Genomic DNA, 22,220 nt, shown 5'->3' on the forward strand with positions numbered 1-22,220 from the left:
TTATAATATATATAATTCACATTAAAATAACTTTTGCTACACCACTTACCTTTTATAGTTAAATGTAGAAAAAAAAATCGTCAAGGCGATTAATTCTTTTTTGACTCTTTAGGGAACGCTAGTAAACTCTTAGATTATATTCTAAACCTATAATGTTACCTAAACCCTTAAAATATTGTAAATTCCTAAATAGTAAAAAAGCACCTTCTACTTAATATAAGGTGCTAAAAAATTTGGTGCTATTGATTTTTTTTCAATGGCAGGCAAAGTAATATTTGTTTCTTCTTCAATTACTACCCTTAGCCCTCTGTTCTTTAAAAATCTTAAATATCCATTTTCATCCTGAAGAGATTCCTTCATTAACTTCGCATCACCTATAATTTCTACAACAAATGGTGCTGGAAGCTGAACATCATCGATATTTAAAAACGCGGCATTACAAATAATAAAGGAGTTTGGTAAAACTCTCTGCTTATTTATAGCTATTGCTTCTCCGCCGGCATTTCTAATTTCATTTACTACATTTGCCATATCTTCATCATGAAGTATTTTTAATTTTGTAAGCATTGGATCGTATACTCCATTTTCATCAATGCTTAAATCCCCATCATTTAAAGTTATTTTAAGTCCAGGTCCTGTTACTGCCTCAAAACCATCAACCATTTTATTTAATTTAAGCTGAGCCTTCAAATCCTCAACTACCTTATCATCTTTTTTTCCAGCTGAAGAATATTCATTTATCTTTTGAATAGTCTTATAGTTATCATCTTTTAAGTCACTTACTTCTTTTCTTAGCTTATTTCTTTTCTCAACAGCATCACTATATTCTTTGGTAGTTAATTGTATGTTAGATGAAACTTTTGAAAAATTTATGTTTAATGCAATTAGTATTCCAACAATAATTGATGCTATAAAGACAAATATGCTCGATTCATTTTGCTTCATAATTAAACCTCCACTAGTGAGATTTTGCTTTTTCTAATAGAAGTCTTCTTATAATTGCAAAATTATCGAATATTCTACCTCCAAAAACAATAACTGCTGCTATATATATTGGTATACCTAGTTTATCACCCAAGTATGCAAGTGCAGCTGCCAACGCTGCATTACCAAAAAATCCCGAAATAAAAACATCGGCTTGAAAGTTCTTTGATAATGTTGCTCTTATAGCTCCAAAAACAGAATCTAAACATGCAAGTATAGCCACAGACATATAAGGTGAAAACTTATCTGGTATATTGATTTGAGTAGTTATTCCTATTATAATTCCAACTAGTAATCCTAAAAATGCTATCATCTAAACACCCCTTTATTGAACAGGTTTTATAAAATTAGTATTTAAACCTTTTGTACTTTTATTAACGACAATCTGGTCCTCTGGGACAATTTTTTTATTATAATTGTGTAAACTTCCAACCTCTAATGTTCCTCCAAAATTAAGTATAGATTGTAATTTTGTCTTATCTCCTACTGCTTTAATAGTAATTTCAGTTTTTGGATCAACTTTACCTTCACTGCCAATCCATATATAATTGTTGGAGAACTTTATTCCTGTTTGAGGAGTTATTCTATAATCATTTATTGATATAGCTTCAGCCCCAGCATAAAGTAAGTTGTTAACTATATGAACTAAATCTGTCTCACCTAATGCTGTATTATCCATATCATTTTGAGTGGAGAATATATCCTTTTTAGGATTAATATATAAAGTTATACCTGTACCTTTAACGTCAATTGAGCCAGTAATCATTCTAGTATCATCTAAATCTTTCTTAAGTTGCTTATCTAAATTACTAGAATTTGTTGATGCATCCTCAATTTTCTTTAATTGATCTTGAAGATCTCCATTACGTTTATTTGCATCATCTCTTTCTTTCTTTAACTGTTCAATTTCAGCTAATACATCTGTTTGATTATAATTTTGTTGAGTAGATTTCTCCTTATTGCTAATAAGCTTAAACTGATATGATAAAAGGAAGCCTAATAGAGCGCAAACTACTGCTACTGCAAGCTGTGAATATATTTTTTTCATACATGACCTCCTATTCTTCTACGATAATCGGATTTGTATTAAATCTTACATCTATGTAACCCTTTTTCATATTATGACTCTTTAAAATATTTATTGCACTGTTGAGCTTATTTTGTAAAGTATATTCTGAACCTATTTTAATCATTACTTCACCATAATAAATATTTATATTAGCTGTATCACTTAAATCTAGAAATGAGAATTTTATATTAGATGTGTTAGCAGCTAAAAGCTTTCCAAAGGAATCTATTAATTTTTCCATCTTTTCATCTTTAGTAATATAACTTCCTACATTTTTGTTATTTACGCTAATACCTTTAAGATTTATTAATGTATCATTTTCCTTTTCATTTTTTATTTCTATTATCTTACCTTCTTCATCTAAAACATAGAATTCCCCATTATCTTCAATTGAAAATGTTGGCTTCTTTTCTATAATATCTATACTTACTTTATTCGGTAATTTTTTAGTAACCTTTGCTTCTTTAACATAAGCTTCTTTTTCTAGTTCTTCCTCAATAGTTTGTCTTTTTACCGAAAAAATATTTTTTCCTTTAAAAATATTCAATTTCCCACTTATATAATCTTCTTTTAATATAGGATTTTCATTATTATTTTTAACACTTATTTGAGAAATATTAAAAGTTGGAGCTTTTAATAAAAACAAAATAAATAACCCTAAAAATAATATAAATAAGGCTACTAATTTTTTTATCTTCTGTTTTTTTCTTCTCACTTCTATATATTTGTTATTTTGTGGTTGCACTTGAATTCTCCTTAATTTCCTTTTACTTAATAATATCACTTTACATTACATATTTCATTACAATTTTCTTAATTTTTAGTTGAAAAAAACTTAACTTTGCAAATGCAAAGTTAAGTACTACTTTTTCGTTCAATTTGTCTAGATATATTTAGCAATATACCCAGTGCAGTCATATTTATAATTAATGACGATCCCCCGTAACTAATTAAAGGAAGTGGCACTCCAGTAACTGGCATAGAACCAGTTACAACTGCGATATTAATTAACGCCTGTACTGCTATAATACCTGTTATACCTGTTGCTAACAAGGTACCATAAGTATCCTTAGCTCTCATGGCTATGGAAATTCCTCTCCAAACTAAAACCACAAATAAAATTATTATAAAAAGACAACCTATAAGACCTAACTCTTCACCAATAATTGAAAAAATAAAATCATTATGTGGCTCAGGCATATATAGAGTTTTTTGTCTTGATTGGCCAAGACCTAAGCCTGTAACTCCTCCTGCACCCAATGCTAAAAATGATTGTATTAACTGATATCCATTATTTGCTGGATCTTTCCAAGGATCTAAGAAGTTTAATAGTCTTTCTCTTCTATATGATTCTGAAAAAATAAAAAATACTCCACCTGCAAAAAGCACTGGTATTATTGTTGCAAAATCTCTAGGTCTAGCTCCTCCAACAAAAAGCACAATAAGTGTTACTATCATAATAACTGAAGCAATAGATAAATTCTTTTCTAAAAGTACTGATCCTGCAAAAAAGCCTGAGAAAACGATATAAGGTAATATTCCAGTTTTGAAATTTTTAATACCTTCACCCTTTTTATCAATACTAAGTGCTAAAAATGCTACTACTGCATATTTCGCTATTTCTGAAGGCTGAAGTGAAAACCCAGGAAGTGGTATCCATCTTTGGGCCCCATTAGTTCCTTCAAAAAGAAACACAACGTATAGTAAAGGAATTGTTATTATTATTAATGGTACAGTCAATTTCTTAAGTTTGTGATAATCAAATGACATCATGAAAAGCATAGCTATAACTCCAACTATAGCGGAAAATCCTTGTTTCTTTAAAAAATACATATTGTCATTAAAATTATACATCGCATAAAAAGATGATGCAGAGTATACCATTACTACCCCTATGGCAAGCAAGAAGAATATTACATAAAATAGTATATAATCTATTTGCCCCATCTTAACTGCTGCTTTTTTAATTTTTTTCATTCTCTACCCTCCATGAATTACTAAAGAGAAAGGAACCCAATAAAACATAAAATTAAAGTAATAATTGAAAATACTGTAACTACCTTAGTTTCTTTCCAACCTAATTGTTCAAAATGATGGTGTATAGGAGCCATCTTAAATACTCTTTTTCCAGTAAGTTTAAATGATGCAACTTGAATTACTACTGATAATGCTTCAAGTACATATATACCACCAATAATCACTATCAAAAACTCAACTTTTAGTAGTAACCCAACAGTTGCAACAGCTCCTCCTAAGGCTAAAGAACCTGTATCCCCCATAAAAACTCTGGCAGGGAACGCATTAAATCTTAAGAATCCTAAAAGCGCTCCAGCTAAAATCACACAAAAGATTGATAAACTATAGTGGCCTAAATTAAAACTTAATATTGATAAAAACGTCATAACTAGTACAGTGATAGAAGTTGCCAATCCATCTAATCCATCTGTTAAGTTTACCGCATTAGTCTCTGATGCAAAATAAAAGATTATAAATGGTATGTAGAAAATTCCTATATCAATTTGTGCATTTACAAAAGGTATATTTATTTTAGTACCAACATTCACATATCCATAATAAGCTAATAGAGAAGATACTAATAATAATAATATCATTTTTTGGTACGCTCTAAGTCCAAGATTATTCTTTCTTATTATTTTTAAAATATCATCCAAGAATCCTATAAAACCAAAAGCTACAAAAGCAAGTAAAGCTATAATAGCTTCATCCTTTATATTGCTTATCATAATAAACGTCGCAATTATAGTAGAAAAAATAAATATTAATCCACCAATTGTAGGTGTACCAGCTTTTTTTAGATGTGTTCTTGGTCCATCTTCTCTAATATTTTGTCCAAATTTTAACTTATATAATAATTTGATTATTGGTCCCCCAATTATAGTTGCAATTGCGAAACCCAAGACTATAGCCATAATTATATCTGGATTAAGCATACTTTTCATATTTTCCATATCTTTTCCCCTTTTTAATGAACTTTAGTTATTAATGGAATGTACTATTTCTTCAAATTTCATCCCTCTAGATGCTTTAATTAAAATACAATCCTCTGAATCAATAAATTCATCTAAAAATTTTATTAATTCCTCTTTTGATTTAAAACTTCTAATTGAATCCCCAAATCCTTCTTTATAAGCAGTTGAATATTCACCTGTTACTAAAAGTTCATCAATCCCAATTTCTTTAGCATATTTGCCAACTTCTTTATGTGCTTCAAAAGACATCTGCCCTAATTCAAGCATTGTTCCTAAAACAGCAATCTTTCTTTTGCCTTTAGTATTTTTTTGAACATCTAATGCTGCCTTCATTGACTGTGGAGATGCATTATAACAATCATTTATAATTGTTATATCATTTTTTCTTATAAACTCTAATCTCATTGAAGTTCTTTCTAGATTATTAAGTCCCTTTTTCATTTCTTCAAAAGTAAGACCTAATTCTAATGAGCATGCAATACCTAAAAGTCCATTTAGGACACTATGTTCTCCAGGTGCATCTATTTTAAATCTACAGAAATTGTCATTATGCCATATCGAGAATTCAACATGTTCCTCCATTAAATGGATCTCAGCAGCCTTTAAGTCTGATGATTCGTTAACACCACACCTAATTATTCTAAAATTTCTGTCTTTTACAGTATTTAAATACTTGTCTTCAGAATTTAATATTAGTATACTCTTTTCATTAAAATAATCGGTGATTTCCATCTTAGCCTTTAATATACCTTCTTGAGTACCTAAGTTTTCTATGTGAGAAATCCCTATATTAGTTATTACAGAAATATCTGGTCTTGCAGCCTTAGCTAATCTATGAATTTCTCCAAAGTCACTCATACCCATTTCAAGTACTGCTACGTCATATGAATTATCTAGTTCAAAAATCATTAATGGAACTCCAATTTCATTATTAAAGTTCCCTTTAGTTTTAAAAACCTTAAATTTCTCAGATAATATTGCAGCTATTATATCTTTTGTAGAAGTTTTTCCTGTTGAGCCGGTTACCCCAATTACCTTTAGGGATAATTTACTTCTATAATACTCAGCTAGATCTAATAATGCTGTTCTAGAATTGTCAACCTTTATAATACTGCAGTCTATATTTTCATCAAATGTTACATCTTCATCTACTACACATAATTTTGCACCATTTTTAATAGCAGTTCCAATATATTCATTACCGTTAAAATTCTCGCCCTTTAATGCGAAAAATATACTGTCCTTTTCAATTTTTCTACTATCAGTAGTAATTTTATCAAAAATTTCAAGCGTACCATTACTTAAAACTTTTCCATTAACAGCAGTTATTATCTCTTCCAATCTTAATTTTTCCATTATAATCACCTATCTTCGTTCCAATATTTCTTTTACCACTTTTCTCTCATCAAAGTCAATTACCTTATCTTTAAGAATTTGGTAAGTTTCATGTCCCTTTCCAGCAATTATAAGTACATCACCATCTTTACAAATAGAGATGCCTTTCTCTATTGCATTATACCTATTTTCTATAATTTCATAGTTAGTTGCTTTTAACTCCCTAACGATATCATTAATTATTTCAATAGGTTCTTCGCTTCTTGGATTATCTGAAGTTACTATAACATAGTCGCATAACCTTGTAGCTATTTCGCCCATTTCTCCACGTTTCTGTTTATCTCTATCTCCACCACATCCAAAAATGCAGAGTAGTCTATTCTTAGTAAATTTTCTAGCTGTTGATAATATATTTTCTAACCCATCTGGTGTATGTGCATAATCATTTATTATTTCAAAGTCTTTATTATATTCATACCCAATTCTTTCACAACGACCTGTAACAACAGTTTTCTTTAATGCATTTATAATACTATCCCAACTAATACCTAAAATCCTAGTAGCTCCAATTGCTCCTAAAGCATTATGAACATTATAATCTCCTGGAATTTGAAGAGATATTTTATGCATATCATTTTTATTTATAACATTGAAGCTTGAAAGTACACCATCAATAGTGATATTCTTTCCCATAAAATCAGCTTCTTTGTTTATGGAGAAACTTAAGGTTCTTTCCTTCTCACCTTTATTTAAAAGTTCTCCCATAATTCTTTCTCCGTATTTATCATCCATATTGATGATCTTATAGTATGAGTTTTCGAAAAGCTTATATTTCGCTTTATAATAATTTTCAAAGGTCCCGTGAAAATCCAAATGATCTCTTGTCAAATTTGTAAATATACCAACATTAAATCTAATACCATACACTCTATCTAACTCTAGTGAATGTGATGATACTTCCATAACGCAACATTCTACATCCTCATCTACCATTTGTCTAAATAATTGATGTAATTCATAGGATTCTGGAGTTGTACGTTCAGTCTTTATTTCTTTATTTCCAATATAATTTGCGATGGTTCCTATTAATCCAGTTTTTATATTTTCATTTTCTAATATTGATTTAATCATGAAAGCTGTAGTTGTTTTTCCGTTTGTCCCAGTAACTCCAATTAGCTTTAACTTTTCTATTGGGTTTCCAAAATAATTAGCACTAATAATCGCTAAAGCTTTTCTACCATCTTTCACTACAATTTCTGTATAGTCAGAATTTATATTTAATTCTTTTTCTGTAATAACAACAGAAGCTCCTCTTTGAATTGCATCAGTTGCAAAGTTATGTCCGTCTACCTTTGTACCTTTGATACAAACAAACACGTCTCTCTTTGTAACCTTTCTATTATCATACTTCACATCGTTTATTTGGATATTTAAATCTCCTTTTGTAACACAATAATCAATATTACATAGTAGTTTTTCAAGTAACATAAATACACTCCCTAAATATTATGCTAAAAACATAATCTTAATAACTTATTTTTTTACAAAAGATGAGCATGTGGAAAACCACATGCTAAAATCCTCCATCTCCAGTTTCATTTGATAATCTTAGTTGTACAGTAGTACCTTTTTTAATAATTTCACCAGCTTCTACACTTTGGTAATCAATTAATCCAACTCCCTCATATTTTGGAGTTATTCCTAATGAACTCAACAATTCTGAAGCAGCAGCTTGACTATATCCAGTTACATCTGGCATTATTATATCCTTATTATAGTTCGCATCAGAACCAGTGTAAAGATTTAATTTACTTCCCTCTTTAACAGAATATCCAGGCTTTGGCGATACATCAGTAACATAAGTTCCATCACCATCAATTTGGAAATCTAATTTAAAGTCTTTTAGTTTCTTCTTAGCATCCTCAACCTTAAGTCCTCTTATTTCTGGCACAACTACATCCTTAACTACGCTAGTAGAACCGATTTTATCAAAATCACTTTCCATATAATTAAATATATCTGTAAATAACATATTTGCAATTGGTGTTGCTATAACCCCTGCGAAATATTCACCAGCGCTTGGCTCATCTATAGATATCATAACTGTAACCTTAGGATCATCTGCTGGAGCCATACCAACAAATGTTGAAATATACTTTCCATTCTCATATGTCCCATTTTGAGGATTAACCTTTTGTGCTGTACCTGTTTTACCTGCTATATGATATCCTTCTATGAATGTTCTTTTAGCTGAACCCTCTGATACAACTCTTTCTAGATACCCTCTTAATTCTTTTGTTTTCTCTGGTGTTGCCACTGTTTTTGTTGCAGGAGTAAATTTCTCATCAATTATTTCAACACCATTTGTATCCTTATGAGATATTTGTTTCATAAGGTGCGGTTGAATTAACGTCCCACCATTTGCAACTGCATTAACAGAAGCCATAAATTGTATTGGGTTTACTGTATTAGTTTGTCCAAAAGAAATTGTTGCTAAATCTACATCTGAAATTTGATTTGTAGGTTTTATTATACCTTTTGCTTCACCAGGTAAATCTATCCCTGAAACTTTACCTAACCCAAATTCTGCAATATGCTTATTTAGATTTTCTTTACCTATTTTTTGACCTAATTGTATAAATCCAACGTTACACGAATTCTTTAATATATCTGCGAAAGTTTCAGTACCATGTCCGCCAGACTTCCAACATTTTATTGTTCTTCCGCCAACTACAGTAGATCCACCGCATGTATAAGTATCATTTACTCCTACACCTTCTTCAAGAGCTGCTTCTGCAGTAATTATTTTGAAAATAGATCCTGGTTCAAATGAGTCAGATACGCTTCTATTTCTCCACATTTTTTGAAGTTTATCTCCAGAAGTCTTTCCGTCAAATTTATCTGCACCTTCATATGGTTTATTCGGATCAAAATCTGGCTTATTTGCCATAGCAAGTACTTCTCCATTTTTAGGATTAGTTATTATTACACTAACCGCCTTTGCTTTATTATCATTTAATGCTTGTTCTGCTGCTTTCTCAGCGAAATATTGCATTTTCTCATCAATAGTTAGTGTTACATCTTTTCCATCTACTGGTGGCGTAAACTTAGAAACTGTATATGGTAATTCTTCACTTTTTCTATCCAATTCTGCTATTCTCATACCTGGCACTCCAGATAATTCTTTATTGTATTGTAATTCTATTCCACCTAGACCTTGACCATCTGTATTGGTAACCCCTATTGTTTGAGCTAAGAAGTTATTGTTTGGATAATATCTCTTTGTATCTGGTGATACTATAACCCCATTTATTTTTAAATTTTTCACCTTATCTGCTGGTTCTTTTTCAATTCTTCTTACAAGTGTAGCAGATCCAGCTGCTGCTCCTGACGGCAACTTAGTCTCTAGCTTTTTAACTACATCCTGCTTGTCCATTTCTAATGCTTCTGCTATTTTTTTAGCAATATCATCTGTAACTAAATCATTATTTTTCAAGTAAGTTCTAATTGCATTTAAATCAAAATCAACCCTATACACATTTGCAGAAACAGCTAATTCTGAACCATTTCTATCTAATATTTTTCCTCTTTTTGCATCAATTTTTACTTCACTAGTCCATTGTTCGATAGCCTTTGCAGAGTAATCTTTTCTTTTAACTATCATTATATAAGACAATCTTATTGATAATATAAAGAAAACTAAACTAAGCATAATAAAGACTATTCTCATTCTCTTCTTTATCGTGGCACTATCTCTGTACTTTTTTTTCACAGTTTAACCTCCGTGTAAATTGATTTAAAAACTAAGATGCACCTACCAAAGTGCATCCATCATCTTTTCTAATAAAGTTGTATCTCCCACTTTTGTATTATCTACTTGTTGTAAGTTAAAATTATTTTGACTTAAATCAACTTTTATTATATCTCCTTTTTTAGGTATTGTCATACCTAAATTTGTTTCAGCCTTTTGTTTAACATTTCCAAGAGAAGATGCTTTTAGTACATCTAAGTTAAGTGCTTCATTATCTGCCTCTACTGATTTAATATTGGAATCTATCGAAGCCATAGATTTTTGAATTTTATAAACTTGTGAATCTCTAAATATTGTAACCATGCCTAATATAAACACCAAAAATATTATTTGTGTCATTCCTGCTCTTAACTTAGCTTTTTTATTGTTAATTATTACTTGTCTTTGCTTTCTTGCTCTTTTTAACTTTTCATATTCTTCTCTATCAGGCTCTCTTAACTTTCTTTGTGGATTTAAAGCATTATTCCCTTTTATATAATCATATTCTCTCATTTTCAATTTATTCACATCCCCATTTTATATAACTAAATTTTTTCGAAAATTCTAAGTTTAGCACTTCTGCTTCTTGGATTTCTCTCAACCTCTTCTTCTGTTGGCTCAATTGCCTTTCTTGTAATTACCTTGCCTTTAGACTTTTTACCACATGCACACACTGGAAACTCTTTAGGACAAGTACATGGATTGGCTAAATCTCTAAATTTATTCTTAACAATTCTATCTTCTAATGAATGAAATGTAATTATTGCTAATCTTCCACCGGGATTTAACTTCTCCACACTATCTTCTATAGCTTTTTCAAGTATTTCTAATTCCCCATTTACTTCAATTCTTATAGCTTGAAAAGTTCTTTTCGCTGGATGAGGCCCTTCTCTTCTTGCTTTAGCTGGAATTGCTCTTTTTATTATGTCAACTAATTCCAAAGTTGTTTCTATTGGCTTTTCTTTTCTATTCTCTTGAATAAAGCCAGCAATTCTTTTTGCGAATTTCTCCTCACCATATTCTTTTATAATTCTATAAATCTCTTCTTCAGAGTAATTGTTTACTACTTCATACGCACTCAAAGAATTATCTCTATTCATTCTCATATCAAGTGGAGCATCTTTCATATAACTAAACCCTCTGTCTCCATTGTCTAACTGATACGAAGAAACTCCTAAATCCATAAGTATTCCATCTACTTTTGGAATATGTAATTCTTCTAGAATCTCATATATATTATAAAAATTATTATGAACATATCTTACATTATCAAAAATTTTAAGTCTTGCTTTAGCTGCATTTAGAGCATCTGTATCTTGATCTATACCTATTAATTCGCCATCTCTTCCAAGTCTAGTTATTATATGAAAAGAATGACCTGCACCACCCATTGTGCAATCTACATATTTACCACTTTCTTTAATTTTTAATGCATCTATACATTCGTTTAATAAAACTGATAAGTGTTTGAACTCCATTCTATCACTCCTTATATTCCTAAATCGCTCATTTTTTCAGCTATACTATCATAATCAATATTAGCGTCATTATATTCTGTCCATTTCTCTTTGCTCCATATTTCAATTCTGGTTAACACACCTATGCTAACTATTTCTTTTTCAATATTTGCATACTCTATAAGATTTTGAGGTATTAACCCTCTCCCTTGCTTATCTAACTCCACTTCGCAAGCACCTGCAAAGAAGAATCTTACAAAAGCTCTAGCATCCTTATTAGTAAGTGGTAGGGATTTTAGCTTCTCTTCCAAAATTTTCCATTCGCTCATAGGATATGCATATAGGCATCCATCTAATCCCTTAGTTAAAATGAACTTATTTCCTAGCTCTTCTCTTAACTTAGAGGGTATGATCATTCTGTTTTTAGAATCAAGACCATGTTGGTATTCACCTATAAACATTTTTCACCTCTCCACAAATCTATTCCTCTTAAACTATTATACACCACTTTGCACCACTTTTAACCACTTTATATATATATTCTATAATAAAAGTTAAAACCCTTCAAGATTTTAGAAGGATTTTTAACTATTTTTTAAAATTAGTCAAATTTTTCATTATATGTTCATAATGATTTAAAATAAAAAAAGAAGTGATTCATTACTTTGAATCACTTCTTTACAAAACCCTATATAGGGTTTTAAGTTCAACTAATAATTCATTCATGCCTGAAAATGTCCAGAAACCGACATTTTCAAACAAGAATAAATTGAGTTTACTATACAAAACCCTATTTTATTTACACATTAAATCTAAAGTTAACTACATCTCCATCTTTCATTACATATTCTTTTCCTTCAAGTCTATATAATCCCTTTTCTTTGGCAGCAGCTTCAGAACCTAATTGTACTAAATCATCATATGAAACTATTTCTGCTCTTATAAATCCTCTTTCAATATCTGTATGTATCTTACCAGCTGCTTGAGGTGCCTTAGTTCCATTGATAATTGTCCACGCTCTTACTTCTTGAACTCCTGCAGTTAAATAACTAATTAATCCAAGTAACTTATAACTAGCTTGAATTAATTTATCTAGCCCAGATTCATCTAAACCATATTCATTAAGCATTTCATTTTTCTCATCATCATCTAATCCTGAAAGCTCTTCTTCTAGTTTAGCACAAACAATGATTACTTCTGCATTTTCAGCAGTAGCATATTCTTTAACTTTTTTTACATATTCATTTTCTAAATTACCACTCATTACTTCTTCTTCAGATACATTACAAACATATAAAACTGGCTTAGAAGTAATTAAGAATAGGCTTTTTATAAAATCTTGTTCTTCTTCAGTTGCTTCTAAGGTTCTTACTGGCTTATTATTCTCCATATGTTCTTTAATTCTTTCCATTAAAGAATATTCTTCCTTTGCCTTTTTATCGCCAGATCTTGAAAGCTTTACAGTCTTTTCCATTCTTCTCTCTAAAACTTCTAAATCAGAAAATATTAATTCTAAATTTATAGTTTCTGCATCTCTAATTGGATCAACGTTTCCTTCTACATGAACTACATTTCCATCATTGAAGCATCTAACAACATGACATATAGCTTCAACTTCTCTTATATGTGATAAGAACTTATTTCCTAAACCTTCACCTTTTGATGCACCTTTTACTAATCCAGCGATATCATAAAATTCTACTGATGTATATACCTTTTTCTTACTATTATATATTCTTTCTAATTCATCAAGTCTTTTATCTGGAACTGCTACAACTCCAACATTTGGTTCTATCGTACAAAATGGATAATTTGCTGATTCAGCTCCAGCTTTTGTTATAGCATTAAAAAGAGTACTCTTTCCTACATTTGGTAACCCAACTATTCCTAACTTCATTCTATGTACATTCCTTTCTTTCCTTTACTCATCCTTAAAATTATACTTTATATATTTCTTTATTTCAACATTATACCCAATGTTGGAATAAACTACTTTACTATTTTTTTTAAAACTACAGAACATAAAATTGAGGTGATTTTATGAAAAAGTTTATAAAAATTTTTTTAATCTTTTTTCTATCTTTAATTTCTTTTGTAACATATATACCAACTGTTGCTTCGTCCACAAAGGAATTAGATTGGTATTATGCTTCAAACGGTAAGGGAAACATTCCATCTTACCCTAAAGAATGTAAAGATTTTATAGCTAAATACCCAGCCTACTTTTTAGGTAATACAAATGAGAAAGTTATTTATCTTACTTTTGATCAAGGATATGAAAATGGATATACTCCAATAATTCTTGATATACTAAAAGAGGAAAATGTACCAGCTGCATTCTTTGTAGTTAAACCTTATTTGAAGGATTGCCCAAATCTAATAAAACGAATGGTTGATGAAGGTCATTTGGTATGTAATCACAGTGCTAGACATCCTTCAATGGCAAAAATACATGATGATGCTAAGTTTAAAAAAGAATTTGAAGATGTAGAAATATTATATAAAGAAATCACTGGTAATGACATGCCTAAATTATTTAGACCACCTATGGGCAAATACTCTGAAGAAGTACTTGATAAAACAACCAAACTAGGCTATAAAACTATCTTTTGGAGCTTTGCTTATAAAGATTGGGTAGTGGATGAACAGCCAAATGAAGATTTTGCTTTTAAGAAAATAACAGAAAACTTCCATCCTGGTGAAATAATGTTATTGCACTCAGTTTCAAAAACAAATGCTAAAATATTAAAATCTGTTATACAGGATGCAAAAGCCAAAGGCTATACCTTTAAATCTTTAAATGAAATTCAATAAAAAAAGGCTCAAAGCCTTTTTTTATTTTCCATCCATAATATTATTAATTGTTCTTATTAGTTTATCTTTTTTATAAGCTGATTCAACCTGAATGTAATTAATTTCTCTAGAAATAGAATTTTTATATTCGCCTTCTGGAATATTAGCTAAGTTGATTTTAACATTCAATCCAGCACTTTCAATGGCAGCATGTATTAAAATTGCTGCTACTCCAGCATCAGATATAGCTCCCCTATTTCCATACCTCGTAGCAATTTCAATCTCATTAAATAAGTTAATTGCAGTTCTTGCAAAATTTAATGGAGACTCAAGTGCTCCCTTTGTATTCTCTAATATTTTTTCTTCTCTAATTTTTATTTCTTCTTCATTCCCTTTGGGCAATTTATATGCACCCATCAATAGTTCAAAAACTTTTTTGTCTTCTTCCATAAATTCATAGAACTTATTTATATATCCTTTTGTTCTGTTAGCGGAATCATATATCTCTTTTTTGCATTCCTCTTCAAATTCATTAAACTTCTTCTTACCAAATGTTAAGCTATAAACCATACTGTTTAATCCAGCTGATAATACTCCAACAAATGCTGCAACACTTCCACCACCAGGTGTAGGATTACCAGATGCTAATTCATCTGTAAATTCTCTCAAGCTATAATTTTCGAACATTATTTACACCCCAAATCTGATTATTATATTATTTTATCTATCTTTTTCTACTAATTTTAATAGGTAGCCTAAATAAACCCAGAATAATATTGAAATAAAGCTGATTATATATATTAAATTACTTTCAAAGAAATTAACACATATTACACCTACACAAATTGAAAAAAGTATAGTTGCTTTTAACTTTTTTGAACCGCGTAGCTTATCTATCTTTAATATAATATGAACAAATGTCATTAAAATAAAACAGATAAATATTAGAAGCATCGGAACTCCATATACAGTCGCAATCTGTATGTAGATATTATGTAGGCCCCCAGCCTCAATACCTGGCAAACGATCAATTCCACGTGAAGTTAATTTTGGCATTAAATCTGTTAAAGTTGGAATCATTGCTGTATTACCAACCCCTGTTAATGGATGCAATTTAATTGACTCCCATGCAGTAATCCATAATTGATCTCTACCACTTAACACCTTATCTAAGAAATTATCCACTTTTACTGTTGCTCCAATTACAGCTAAAATTGATAATAATATCATACCAATTCTTAAAAAAATATTTTTAGCATAAATAAATACAAGTATAAATACAAGCATCATTAACATTAAAAAACCACTTCGCCCACTAGAAAGACATAATGCAATTCCATTAGGAATTATTGTTAACAATACTATTGCTTTAAATATAATCTTTTTATAGTCAATTATCAAATACACTCCGATAACTATAGCTAATGCTGCAGCTATACCTAGTGCATTTTCATTAAAGAATAATCCAACATTTCCTTCTCCACCACCAATTGGGTTAATACCATAATTGTGTCCTTTTAAGGTAAAGTTAAGTTTTGCTAAAAATAGAAATGTAGATCCCATACACAAAATTGAAGCAATAACATAATAGATCGTTGAAATTACATTGATTTCTTTCAATAATTCCTTATCAGTTTTTTTCTTATCAACTGATAACATCGCAAAGAATATTATTAAATTTACTGAGAATATTTTAATATTTTCGCCTGTTCTATATTTAAAGAGAACTAATAAAAATGAACACAATATAAAAATATAGAGAGGTATCTTATAATATTCAACACCCTCATTTATTAATGTTATTGCACTTATTACAACTAAAATTATTCCCCATACAATAAGTGCTTTATTCAATAAACTTAGTCCAGGTATTTCTGAAAATATAGAAACAAAAGATATACTCATTAGTAGATAAAGAATTTTGAAGTAAAATTTATTGTTTATAAAATTGATTCCTTTAATTAATGTATCCATTATATTAACTCCTTATAAACTCTTATGATTTGGTCTATTATAACATACTTTGAATATCTTTCGATGCACTCATTACGTATTTTTGTTGCATCATATTCATGAATATTATTTTTCATTTTTTGTAATGCCTCAATTAAATATTTCTCTTCATTCTCTATTAGAAGTCCATTTGTACTAGTAACTATATCTTCAGAACCTCCATTTTTTGTAGCTATAATAGGCTTTCCATTAGCAGTTGCTTCAATATATACTACTCCGAAAGTTTCATATTCTGATGCTAAAACAAATGCATGACATTTAGCCATCTCACTTGCAACTTCATTTCTATCTAGTGTTCCTAAAAAAGAAATTTTATCTTCTGCCCCCAGGCTTATGACAAGCTCTTCTAATTTTTTCTTTATTGAACCATCTCCACCTATAACTAGTTTGCATTTATTATCCTTAAATGCTTTAGAAAATGCTTTTATTAGTAGCTCCATTCCTTTACCTTCTTCTAAGTATGCTAAGGAAAAAAATCTAAATTCACCTGAATGCTCAGTATTTTCAATTTTAAACAAATCTAAATTTACTAGATTATGAATTACACTAACTGGATTTTGGGTATACTTTGATAATTCCTTTTTTAAGCCGTTTCCAACTGCAATTAATTTATCGCACCCATCATAAGCCTCAAAAATATGTTTTTTATAACTATCTTTTACATATTTACTATGCTCTAATGAGGTATGCTCAGTAATTACTAATGGGATATTATATTTTTTTGAAATATAATTTGCTGCTATCCCTCCCCAAAAACATGAGTGAGCATGAATTATATCTACTTTGCCCTGCTCCTTTAGGATTCTATTAAAAAGCTTATCCATTCTTTTGTTAAATGATTTAAACATAATTGGATTCTTAGGAAAATAGTTATAATCTTTATATCTATATGTTGTTAGTCCAAATTCTTCTTTTAAGGTTATTCCTCTTTTTTCATTAGTTTTACCTATCATTGTAATAGGCCAAATTTCATTGTATGCAACTGTTACCTTAATCCCTGATTCTTTTAGGGCTTTAAATTGTTCAATAAAAAAAGTTCCATGGACCTTCTTTCTCTCTGATGAGTACCATGATGGTATAACTAAAACATGCATATATTAATCTTCTCCTAGAATTTTATTTAATCTCTTCGCAACTGTTTCCCATTCATAGTTTAAGTCTTCTGATGGATATTCTCCATCATCAATTTTACGAGCCAGCTTAACAATTGCTTCTTTTATAATTTCTTTTTCATTATTAACACCTATGCACTTATAATGGTTTTCTACCAATGGAATTATAGGGTCTTTATCATCCCCGTATATATTTAAAATCCATGCATATGTTCCAAAATAATCGTATATCTTTCCTGGAATCTGCTTAGAATTTTTATTTCCGAATAATAACAATACATCGCTATTAAGCATATATTTAAGAGCTTCATTATAAGGTATTCTTCCAGATACTTTTACAATTTCTTCTGAAATCAAATCATCTTTCACCCTATCATCATCTATGTTTCCGAAAAATAAAATATTAAGCCTATTATATACATCAACATTTTCATCTTTAAGTTCTTTTATAGCGTTAATAAACGGATTAACATCTCTTAATCTAGTAAAAATTTCACCTGCATATACTATATTTATTTTATTTTTATCAATTAATCTTGGTACTTCCTCTTTTTTAAGCTTATCATAGATTTCTTTATCATATCCCCTATTAAGTACATGACACTTGTCAGGATTTAAATTATAAGTACTAATATAATCTTCCATATTTTCTTTAGTTACAAAAATAAGCCTATCTGTATTATTAACCACTTTGTTCTCTAAATATTTTTCAAAGCTCTTCCTAATTATATTTGCTTTCTCTCTAGTAGAATCTTTCACCCAAGGATCACTCCAATATGTAATCCATGGTATATTTTTGAATTCCTTTTTAATTAAATAAGCACATAAATGCGATGAAGGTGGCTCATGCATAGAAAAAATTACATCAAAACTATTTTCTTTAAGAAGTTTCTTTCCATACTTTGATGCTTTCAATGCCCAAATACTATACATATCAGGCACTGCAATCATGTTTTTAATTTTTCTTAAAAATAATCTTCTACCAGTTTTATTACTAGTATTTGATGCTGTACTACTAGATTTCTTAGGCATTATTTTATTAAAGATTTTCCCTCCATCTATTGCATGAATACTAATTCTACTATCCATCATTGAAAGAAGATATTCATCATAATATATTGAATTTTTAGGAAAATTCACTGTTAATAAGTGAATTTCATTGCCTTCAATCTTATTTAACTTATTTAAATATTGTAGTGTTTCTATAGATGCCGAATTATTAATAAGTGGAGAATAGCATGCAATAAATAATATCTTCATTATTTCCTCCTAATCTTCTTCAAAAACAATATGCTTATTTCGTTAATTTCATTTATTCTTAATATCATGCTGAATACGTAATATATTAACATTCCAATTAATGTTATAGGAATTACTGTTTTAATATTTAAAACAACATTAAAGGTATTATTAATAAACATTAGAATAGCTCCCATTACAATAGATGCAAAAAGAATCTTAAACAATTTTATTATAAGTTCTAACATATTAAAATTACTTACTACCCTATTTATATTTGATAGTAATAATACTGAAGTAATTATAAGTGCACTAGATGTTGCAATTGAAATACCTATAATTCCAAATATCTTAGAAAGTACAATATTAAATAAAATATTAGCGATTACTCCTATTACTCCATTAATTGTAGTATCTTTTGTTCTTCCCATTGAAAACAATGTTGAATTTAAGATATCCCTAATTCCATAAAATGCAAGCCCTATTAAATATCCTAAAAATGCTAACCTTGTTAAATCTACTGAATGTAAAGTAAATTCATTCCTCATATATATCATCTTTATAATGTCTTGATTATATATAATTGCTGCTATAGCAATTGGAATCAATAATAGCATTGTATATATAATGGTTTTTTTAACATACTGTATAAATCCCTCTTTATCTTCAGAATTTTTACTATTTGCCATTAGAGGAAATGTTACTGTAAGAATAGAAGATGTAATTATAGTGTTTAGAAAAACTATTAATTTTTGTGAATAATTAAGAGCTGCTACACTTCCTTCTTCTAAATATCCTGCAATTTTAATATCAACCATCATATTTATTGAATTTGCACCTGCTCCTATTATAACTGGTGCTATTAACAATAGTACCTTTTTGATTCGTTCATCCTTAAATTTAAAATCTGGTTTATAAATATATCCATGTTTTATTAGAGATGGAATCTGTACTAGTACCCTTGCAATATTTCCTATAACATTTGCTATTGTTAACCCTATAATGCTGTATCCATTAAAAAACACCAAATATATAATCATTGGAGCATTGAAAAACAACCCTAGAATCGATGGGACTATAAAATCTTCATTTACTTGAAGTATAGAACTAAAACAAGCATTTACAGCTAAAAATAGTAAATTTAGCATTGTAATTCTTGTAAGAAAAATAGTTAGTTCTAATTTTTCACCACTATATCCTGAAGCAAAAAAAGGAACGATTTGCCTTGCAAAAATAAAAGAAACAAGAAATACTCCGATTGAAATAACTACTAACAATGTTATTACTTTGTTAGCAAATTCATGCATTTTACTTTTACCATTTTTAATTAATTGTTCACTTAAAACTGGTAAAAAAGATGTTGAAATAGCAAGTCCTATTATCATAAATAAGCTTTCAGGAATAGTAACTGCAACTGAATATGCATCGGCATATAAACCAGTACCGAAGCTACTTGCAATTAACATATCCCTTATAAAGCCTATTCCCCTACTTAGTATAGAAACTGCCATAATGATAAAAGTAGACTTCAATATTTTTCTGCTATTCATGAATTCACCTTGCCTTTGTTCATAAGAACCATCCAAAGAAATTTAGGTATTGAACCAAGTCTTTTTATTCTCCAAGGCTCTTTCGATACCCTATATAGCCATTCTAATCCAAGTTTAATCATCCATTTTGGAGCTCTTTTAGTATTTCCAGCTATAACATCAAAACTGCCACCTACTCCCATATAAATCTTACAAGGTAGCTCATTCATATACTTTGCAATAAATTCTTCTTGTTTCGGGCATCCCATTGCAATAAAAATTGCATAAGGATTACCTTTTTTAATATCAGAAATTATATCTTCACAATTATATATATCAAAATATCCATTATGTCTACCAGTTATTTTTATTCCTGGAAAACTTAACTGCAAATTATTACAACACTCATTTAAGACTTCTTCTTTAGCACCTAATAAATAAATTCCTTTACCGTCTTTCTCACATTTACTGATTATATCATGCATAAGTTCAATTCCTGCTATTTTTTCTTCTACAGGATCCTTAACCATTTTAGATGCAATTACTGTTCCAACTCCATCGGGAATTATTAAGGTTGTCTCTTCATGAAAATTTTTATAAAGAAATTCATTTTTTAATCCGTTAAATAGAACTTCTGGATTACCTGAAATTATGTTAACCTTTGGATAACTATCAATATGCTCTAAAATCTGACTCTTCTTTTTTTTATATATTTTAAATCCTAATATTTCTACAAACATATTATTTCTCCTAATTTTCATTCTCTTTACATAATACCATAAAGGATTTTAACTGTGAAATTCTATTTATTAGGTAAATTATTAATATAATCTTTTAACTGCTTTACTATCTCATCATCTTTATTTATCTTTTCTGCTATTTCCAAATGTAGCTTTGCTTGTTTTAAATCACCTGAATTAATATAAGACATTATTAAATTTGTACAAATCTCTACATCTCTTGTTGCTTCAAATGCTTTCCTGAAATATTTAATTGCATTATCATAATCTCCAATTGAGGCTAAGTTAATACCCATTTCATTTACAGTTTCAACAATGGCACTATCTAATGCTAAGCTTTCATTTAGATAATAAATTGCTTTTTCAAAATTATTAACTTTTCTATAACATAAAGCAATATAATAAAATAAAGTTGCATCATCACCAAATCTATCAATTAGAGGTATAAGTTTTTTAATTGCTTCTTCTGGTTTATTTTCTATTAAACCTTTTCCTTCTTCAAAATTAATAATATCTTCGATGTTTTGATATATTTCAATGATTACATCATTTTTTTCTCCACCTAGTTTAAAATACTCCTTGAATGCTTTATAAGCTTCATTATATTTTGAGTCATCTCTAAATATTAAAGCATCATATAAATATGGCATTGGATTTGTGCTGTTTATTTCTCTATATCTATCAATATCTTCCTTAAATATTGTTGCAAATTCTTTATCAGTTTCCCTAATTGACTCTCCTAGTGATAATAGTTTTGTGAATACCTCATCTGAGTAATCAACGTGAGATAAACCTCTTAACATTATGTAAGCATCATCTAATTTGTTTTCTTTAACTTTTTCTGCAACTCTACTTTTAATGAATTTAATTGAATCTTTAATATTTAATAGTAAGACTTTATAATCATCATTATACTTCAAGTTTTTGTCAGAACCTAATGCAAAACTCATTCCTTCAACAAACTCATATATAGGCAAATTTTTTATTTTGTTCTCTCGCTCAATATTTTTTGCAAGATAATCCGGACTTATAGGTAAATATAATTCCTCACTTTTTAATTTCACATTAGATATTTCTAATGCATTTAAAAATCCATTTTTATTAATTTCTAAAAATAGTAATTTTGATAGTTTTTCCTTAAAATAAATATTGTAATTCAAATTCAATTC

Annotated in this window: 21 protein-coding genes; 1 reads left to right on the plus strand and 20 read right to left on the minus strand. The window is 29.2% G+C overall.

Going from position 1 to position 22,220, the window contains the following annotated elements; all coding sequences use genetic code 11:
* Nucleotides 1-207: 207 nt before the first annotated feature.
* The 13 genes from PTZ02_RS06780 to ychF form a co-directional block, all read right to left on the minus strand.
* The gene (locus tag PTZ02_RS06780; protein WP_274227039.1) at nucleotides 208-945 is read right to left on the minus strand and encodes a DUF881 domain-containing protein; all 738 of its coding nucleotides are present in this window, start codon (nucleotides 943-945) and stop codon (nucleotides 208-210) included.
* Between the two features lie 13 nt (nucleotides 946-958).
* Nucleotides 959-1,297 (minus strand): small basic family protein, encoded by a 339-nt coding sequence (locus PTZ02_RS06785; RefSeq protein WP_202766422.1) that lies wholly within the window; start codon nucleotides 1,295-1,297, stop codon nucleotides 959-961.
* Between the two features lie 12 nt (nucleotides 1,298-1,309).
* A complete protein-coding gene (locus tag PTZ02_RS06790) occupies nucleotides 1,310-2,032 on the minus strand; it encodes a DUF881 domain-containing protein (RefSeq protein ID WP_274227040.1) in 723 nt (240 codons plus the stop codon).
* 10 nt (nucleotides 2,033-2,042) lie between these two features.
* Nucleotides 2,043-2,798, minus strand: a complete 756-nt coding sequence (locus PTZ02_RS06795) for a cell division protein FtsQ/DivIB (protein ID WP_274227041.1) — start codon at nucleotides 2,796-2,798, stop codon at nucleotides 2,043-2,045.
* A gap of 110 nt (nucleotides 2,799-2,908) precedes the next feature.
* A complete protein-coding gene (gene spoVE / locus PTZ02_RS06800) occupies nucleotides 2,909-4,030 on the minus strand; it encodes a stage V sporulation protein E (RefSeq protein ID WP_274227042.1) in 1,122 nt (373 codons plus the stop codon).
* 20 nt (nucleotides 4,031-4,050) lie between these two features.
* Nucleotides 4,051-5,022, minus strand: coding sequence for a phospho-N-acetylmuramoyl-pentapeptide-transferase (mraY, locus tag PTZ02_RS06805; protein WP_274227043.1), 972 nt, complete (start codon nucleotides 5,020-5,022; stop codon nucleotides 4,051-4,053).
* Between the two features lie 24 nt (nucleotides 5,023-5,046).
* Complete coding sequence (locus tag PTZ02_RS06810) at nucleotides 5,047-6,399, minus strand: UDP-N-acetylmuramoyl-tripeptide--D-alanyl-D-alanine ligase (RefSeq protein ID WP_274227044.1); 1,353 nt, start codon at nucleotides 6,397-6,399, stop codon at nucleotides 5,047-5,049.
* 9 nt (nucleotides 6,400-6,408) lie between these two features.
* Nucleotides 6,409-7,866 (minus strand): UDP-N-acetylmuramoyl-L-alanyl-D-glutamate--2,6-diaminopimelate ligase, encoded by a 1,458-nt coding sequence (locus tag PTZ02_RS06815; protein WP_274227045.1) that lies wholly within the window; start codon nucleotides 7,864-7,866, stop codon nucleotides 6,409-6,411.
* 85 nt (nucleotides 7,867-7,951) lie between these two features.
* Entirely contained in the window at nucleotides 7,952-10,108 is a 2,157-nt protein-coding gene (locus PTZ02_RS06820; RefSeq protein ID WP_274228073.1) for a stage V sporulation protein D, read from the minus strand.
* 84 nt (nucleotides 10,109-10,192) lie between these two features.
* Nucleotides 10,193-10,687, minus strand: coding sequence for a cell division protein FtsL (locus PTZ02_RS06825; protein WP_274227046.1), 495 nt, complete (start codon nucleotides 10,685-10,687; stop codon nucleotides 10,193-10,195).
* Nucleotides 10,688-10,713: 26 nt separating this feature from the next.
* On the minus strand, nucleotides 10,714-11,646 hold the full coding sequence (gene rsmH / locus PTZ02_RS06830) for a 16S rRNA (cytosine(1402)-N(4))-methyltransferase RsmH (protein ID WP_274227047.1): 933 nt from the start codon (nucleotides 11,644-11,646) through the stop codon (nucleotides 10,714-10,716).
* A gap of 11 nt (nucleotides 11,647-11,657) precedes the next feature.
* Nucleotides 11,658-12,086, minus strand: a complete 429-nt coding sequence (gene mraZ, locus PTZ02_RS06835) for a division/cell wall cluster transcriptional repressor MraZ (RefSeq protein ID WP_202766431.1) — start codon at nucleotides 12,084-12,086, stop codon at nucleotides 11,658-11,660.
* 338 nt (nucleotides 12,087-12,424) lie between these two features.
* Nucleotides 12,425-13,522: a redox-regulated ATPase YchF gene (gene ychF / locus PTZ02_RS06840; protein WP_274227048.1), complete on the minus strand. Its 1,098-nt coding sequence runs from the start codon at nucleotides 13,520-13,522 to the stop codon at nucleotides 12,425-12,427.
* Nucleotides 13,523-13,665: 143 nt separating this feature from the next.
* Between ychF and pdaA the strand changes: the two genes are divergently transcribed.
* Nucleotides 13,666-14,439: a delta-lactam-biosynthetic de-N-acetylase gene (gene pdaA, locus PTZ02_RS06845; RefSeq protein WP_274227049.1), complete on the plus strand. Its 774-nt coding sequence runs from the start codon at nucleotides 13,666-13,668 to the stop codon at nucleotides 14,437-14,439.
* Between the two features lie 21 nt (nucleotides 14,440-14,460).
* On the opposite strand, the gene PTZ02_RS06850 is transcribed toward pdaA, so the two are convergent.
* The 7 genes from PTZ02_RS06850 to PTZ02_RS06880 all read right to left on the minus strand — a co-directional run bounded on the left by PTZ02_RS06850 (nucleotide 14,461) and on the right by PTZ02_RS06880 (nucleotide 22,211).
* A complete protein-coding gene (locus tag PTZ02_RS06850) occupies nucleotides 14,461-15,105 on the minus strand; it encodes a cyclodeaminase/cyclohydrolase family protein (protein ID WP_274227050.1) in 645 nt (214 codons plus the stop codon).
* Nucleotides 15,106-15,138: 33 nt separating this feature from the next.
* The gene (locus tag PTZ02_RS06855) at nucleotides 15,139-16,392 is read right to left on the minus strand and encodes an O-antigen ligase family protein (RefSeq protein WP_274227051.1); all 1,254 of its coding nucleotides are present in this window, start codon (nucleotides 16,390-16,392) and stop codon (nucleotides 15,139-15,141) included.
* On the minus strand, nucleotides 16,392-17,525 hold the full coding sequence (locus tag PTZ02_RS06860) for a glycosyltransferase (RefSeq protein WP_274227052.1): 1,134 nt from the start codon (nucleotides 17,523-17,525) through the stop codon (nucleotides 16,392-16,394). The genes PTZ02_RS06855 and PTZ02_RS06860 overlap by 1 nt, the downstream gene beginning before the upstream one ends.
* A 3-nt stretch (nucleotides 17,526-17,528) precedes the next feature.
* Nucleotides 17,529-18,803 (minus strand): glycosyltransferase, encoded by a 1,275-nt coding sequence (locus tag PTZ02_RS06865; protein WP_274227053.1) that lies wholly within the window; start codon nucleotides 18,801-18,803, stop codon nucleotides 17,529-17,531.
* Nucleotides 18,803-20,332, minus strand: a complete 1,530-nt coding sequence (gene murJ, locus PTZ02_RS06870) for a murein biosynthesis integral membrane protein MurJ (protein WP_274227054.1) — start codon at nucleotides 20,330-20,332, stop codon at nucleotides 18,803-18,805. Before murJ ends, PTZ02_RS06865 begins: the two co-directional genes overlap by 1 nt.
* Nucleotides 20,329-21,051 (minus strand): WecB/TagA/CpsF family glycosyltransferase, encoded by a 723-nt coding sequence (locus PTZ02_RS06875; RefSeq protein ID WP_274227055.1) that lies wholly within the window; start codon nucleotides 21,049-21,051, stop codon nucleotides 20,329-20,331. The genes murJ and PTZ02_RS06875 overlap by 4 nt, the downstream gene beginning before the upstream one ends.
* Before the next feature lie 62 nt (nucleotides 21,052-21,113).
* On the minus strand, nucleotides 21,114-22,211 hold the full coding sequence (locus tag PTZ02_RS06880) for a tetratricopeptide repeat protein (protein WP_274227056.1): 1,098 nt from the start codon (nucleotides 22,209-22,211) through the stop codon (nucleotides 21,114-21,116).
* Between the last annotated feature and the right edge of the window lie 9 nt (nucleotides 22,212-22,220).

It is taken from the genome of Clostridium sp. 'White wine YQ', assembly GCF_028728205.1.
In the GTDB taxonomy this organism is placed as follows: Bacteria; Bacillota; Clostridia; order Clostridiales; family Clostridiaceae; genus Clostridium_T.

What these genes read in the sequence shown, in the direction of transcription:
- PTZ02_RS06810 (WP_274227044.1), bottom strand. Translation starts at nt 6,399, where the DNA reads ATGGAAAAATTAAGATTGGAAGAGATAATAACTGCTGTTAATGGAAAA.
- murJ (WP_274227054.1), bottom strand. Translation starts at nt 20,332, where the DNA reads ATGAATAGCAGAAAAATATTGAAGTCTACTTTTATCATTATGGCAGTT.
- spoVE (WP_274227042.1), bottom strand. Translation starts at nt 4,030, where the DNA reads ATGAAAAAAATTAAAAAAGCAGCAGTTAAGATGGGGCAAATAGATTAT.
- pdaA (WP_274227049.1), top strand. Translation starts at nt 13,666, where the DNA reads ATGAAAAAGTTTATAAAAATTTTTTTAATCTTTTTTCTATCTTTAATT.
- mraZ (WP_202766431.1), bottom strand. Translation starts at nt 12,086, where the DNA reads ATGTTTATAGGTGAATACCAACATGGTCTTGATTCTAAAAACAGAATG.
- rsmH (WP_274227047.1), bottom strand. Translation starts at nt 11,646, where the DNA reads ATGGAGTTCAAACACTTATCAGTTTTATTAAACGAATGTATAGATGCA.
- PTZ02_RS06785 (WP_202766422.1), bottom strand. Translation starts at nt 1,297, where the DNA reads ATGATAGCATTTTTAGGATTACTAGTTGGAATTATAATAGGAATAACT.
- PTZ02_RS06860 (WP_274227052.1), bottom strand. Translation starts at nt 17,525, where the DNA reads ATGCATGTTTTAGTTATACCATCATGGTACTCATCAGAGAGAAAGAAG.
- PTZ02_RS06815 (WP_274227045.1), bottom strand. Translation starts at nt 7,866, where the DNA reads ATGTTACTTGAAAAACTACTATGTAATATTGATTATTGTGTTACAAAA.
- PTZ02_RS06780 (WP_274227039.1), bottom strand. Translation starts at nt 945, where the DNA reads ATGAAGCAAAATGAATCGAGCATATTTGTCTTTATAGCATCAATTATT.
- PTZ02_RS06850 (WP_274227050.1), bottom strand. Translation starts at nt 15,105, where the DNA reads ATGTTCGAAAATTATAGCTTGAGAGAATTTACAGATGAATTAGCATCT.
- PTZ02_RS06875 (WP_274227055.1), bottom strand. Translation starts at nt 21,051, where the DNA reads ATGTTTGTAGAAATATTAGGATTTAAAATATATAAAAAAAAGAAGAGT.
- PTZ02_RS06820 (WP_274228073.1), bottom strand. Translation starts at nt 10,108, where the DNA reads ATGAGAATAGTCTTTATTATGCTTAGTTTAGTTTTCTTTATATTATCA.
- PTZ02_RS06855 (WP_274227051.1), bottom strand. Translation starts at nt 16,392, where the DNA reads ATGGATACATTAATTAAAGGAATCAATTTTATAAACAATAAATTTTAC.
- PTZ02_RS06865 (WP_274227053.1), bottom strand. Translation starts at nt 18,803, where the DNA reads ATGAAGATATTATTTATTGCATGCTATTCTCCACTTATTAATAATTCG.
- mraY (WP_274227043.1), bottom strand. Translation starts at nt 5,022, where the DNA reads ATGGAAAATATGAAAAGTATGCTTAATCCAGATATAATTATGGCTATA.
- ychF (WP_274227048.1), bottom strand. Translation starts at nt 13,522, where the DNA reads ATGAAGTTAGGAATAGTTGGGTTACCAAATGTAGGAAAGAGTACTCTT.
- PTZ02_RS06790 (WP_274227040.1), bottom strand. Translation starts at nt 2,032, where the DNA reads ATGAAAAAAATATATTCACAGCTTGCAGTAGCAGTAGTTTGCGCTCTA.